General features: G+C 45.3%; 3 protein-coding genes and 1 pseudogene. All 4 read left to right on the plus strand.

Features of this window, described 5'->3' with window-relative positions; all coding sequences use genetic code 11:
* A partial coding sequence (locus tag M313_RS0115530) for a stage II sporulation protein R (RefSeq protein WP_029326550.1) occupies window positions 1-413 on the plus strand: 413 nt, incomplete at its 5' end.
* A 64-nt stretch (window positions 414-477) separates the two neighbouring features.
* On the plus strand, window positions 478-933 hold the full coding sequence (locus M313_RS23810) for a GNAT family N-acetyltransferase (protein WP_010197414.1): 456 nt from the start codon (window positions 478-480) through the stop codon (window positions 931-933).
* A gap of 258 nt (window positions 934-1,191) precedes the next feature.
* Complete coding sequence (locus M313_RS0115540; protein ID WP_010197416.1) at window positions 1,192-2,244, plus strand: L-threonylcarbamoyladenylate synthase; 1,053 nt, start codon at window positions 1,192-1,194, stop codon at window positions 2,242-2,244.
* Between the two features lie 106 nt (window positions 2,245-2,350).
* Window positions 2,351-2,599, plus strand: a pseudogene (locus M313_RS23815) (manganese efflux pump MntP); the annotation flags it as partial.
* Between the last annotated feature and the right edge of the window lie 35 nt (window positions 2,600-2,634).

Consider the following 2,634-nt stretch of genomic DNA (forward strand, 5'->3'; position numbering starts at 1 on the left):
TCGTGGAAGAGGTAATGGCAGAGGAGGGTATGGTACAGTCTTATAATGTAGATTTTGGCAGAGTGGATTTCCCGACAAAAATGTACGGAAAATTTATCTATCCTGCAGGAGATTATGAAGCAATCCTGATCACACTTGGAGAAGGCACTGGAGCGAACTGGTGGTGCGTATTGTTCCCGCCATTATGTTTTCTGGACTTTTCAAACGGAGAAGCAACGGCAAGCCCTTTTGAGGAAGAAGAAGCCGAAGAGAAACCAGTTGAAGAAACAGCAACTGTCACTGCAACGACTGCAAAAACTGATGCCAAAGCGAATACACAGGACTTTCTGGTGAATGAAGAACCGGAAGAAATGGAAGTGGAATTCTTCCTAGTAGAGATTCTATCATCTCTATGGAATAAAATTACGGCTTAAGGTTCTACTTTTTCATCACTCTCAATAGAGTAGTAATAGAAAACTACTAGATGAGGTGAAGAAAATGAAAGTATTGCGATCAGCAACACAAGATGACCTTTGGGCATTGCAGGTATTTTTAAGAAGAGCAAATATCAGTATTGTGGATTTGGAAGATAAAATAGAGGATTTCATCATTCTAGAAGAAGAGAATGAGGGGATTTGCGGAACCATTGGAATAGAAGAGTACGGAAATGCAGGACTCCTGCGCTCACTTGTAATTGGTCCGTCCGTTAAGCAGTTTCAATTGCTGCAAATGTTTGAGCATACTCAACAGCATGCACGGAAAAAAGGATTAGAGCAGCTCTACCTCGTTACCAACAAAAATAACTTCATCCAATTTTTCGAACTGCTCAACTTTTATCCACAGCCTATACACACTGCACCACAAACCATGCTCGCATCCGACTTCTTCCAAGAAATCACCCAACAAGAAGGATGCACACTGATGGTATGTGAGCTAAGGGGTCAGACCCCTTAGCAGTGAGGTAACGCATTAACGCGGAGCGGGCCAGACCCCTTATCAACAAGTTAACGCATCACCGCAGTGAGGGTCAGACCCCCTTTTTTGCTCTTTTTTGTGTTAAATCCACATTACCCACAGAGTTATCCACGGTTTGGTGAGGCTTTATCCACAGTTTGTGGATAAGGCTTGTGTTATTTGTGGAAGTTATTTATACTTTCAGGAGAAATGCTTACATATTCACATGTTAATAGATTGTAGAATGAGGGATTGTAAATGTATACGAAATTATGGGCTGTGGATAAGGAAGAACCAATTAAACATAGTTATCCACAGATTATGGAAGCGGCCGGTTTGTTGAAAGAAAATGAAGTGGTGGCCTTTCCGACCGAAACGGTATATGGTCTTGGAGCTAATGCCTTGTCAGATCAAGCTGTATTAAAGATTTTTGAAGCGAAGGGACGTCCTAGTGACAACCCACTTATTGTGCATATATCGAAGTTGGAACAGCTAGCAGAACTTGTGGATAACGTGCCAGAGTCTGCCCATAAACTGATGGAAGCTTTCTGGCCTGGCCCGCTTACGCTTGTTCTTACAAAGAAAGAAGGAGTCTCACAATATGTGACGGCAGGGCTTGAAACGCTTGCAGTCCGCATGCCTGACCATTCTGTAGCGCGGGCGCTTATAGAGATTTCAGGATTGCCGCTTGCCGCCCCAAGCGCGAACCTTTCAGGCAAGCCAAGTCCGACAACGGCGAAGCATGTAGAAGAAGATTTAATCCACAGGATCGCCGGAATTGTGGATGGCGGTGCAACGGGAGTGGGCCTTGAGTCTACGGTTGTGGATTGCACGGCAGAGACACCGATGATCCTGCGTCCGGGCGGTGTGACAAAGGAAGAGCTGGAGAAAGTGGTTGGTAAAGTAGACGTAGATCCTGCTTTATTTTCGCAGGAAGAACTTCATAAACCTAAATCGCCAGGAATGAAATACACGCATTATGCGCCAATTGCACCTGTGTATCTGGTGGAAGGAAGTGCAAGTTTCATGGAGCAAACGATCAAAGGCGCTCAGCTTAAAGGCCATAAGGTAGGACTTCTCGCAACGGAAGAGACGATAGCCCAAATACAAGCCACAGAGATTACTGCCATTTCCTGTGGCACCAAAAATGACCTCGCAACCGTGGCGAGCCAGTTATACGATGGCCTTCGCGCTTTCAATGCGACGGATGTGGACGTCATTTTCAGCGAAACGTTCCCGAGAACGGGAGTGGGTGCGGCGATTATGAACCGGCTTGAAAAAGCTGCTGGACATAAGTTTATAAAAGAATAATATAAAGGACCTCGACAACCCGGGGTCCTTTTTTGCGTCGTTTTCCTTCTATTACCGAAGGCTTGTGCATATCTTGAAGTAGACAAGTCCTAAGGGGAGGCAGAGCATGGGGATTACGTTTGGGGAATTCATGACACTATTATTGATGGCAATTGCGCTTGGGATGGATGCTTTTTCGGTTGGGCTTGGGATGGGCATGATCAAGCTGAGATTGCGCCAGATCTTTTACATAGGGGTTACTATTGGGGTTTTCCATATTTTCATGCCGCTTGGTGGAATGGCAGTCGGCAAGGTGCTGTCACAGGAATTTGGTTCGATTGCGACACTTATTGGTGGGCTGCTCCTGGTGATGCTCTTCTAAGCGTTGTTTTAGCAGGTCATAGTCATGAA

The organism is Bacillus sp. m3-13 (assembly GCF_000175075.1).
GTDB lineage: Bacteria > Bacillota > Bacilli > Bacillales > Bacillaceae_I > Sutcliffiella_A > Sutcliffiella_A horikoshii_C.

Bases quoted from the DNA above. Each gene is read 5' to 3' on its own strand.
- M313_RS23810 (WP_010197414.1), top strand. From the start codon at position 478: ATGAAAGTATTGCGATCAGCAACACAAGATGACCTTTGGGCATTGCAG.
- M313_RS0115540 (WP_010197416.1), top strand. From the start codon at position 1,192: ATGTATACGAAATTATGGGCTGTGGATAAGGAAGAACCAATTAAACAT.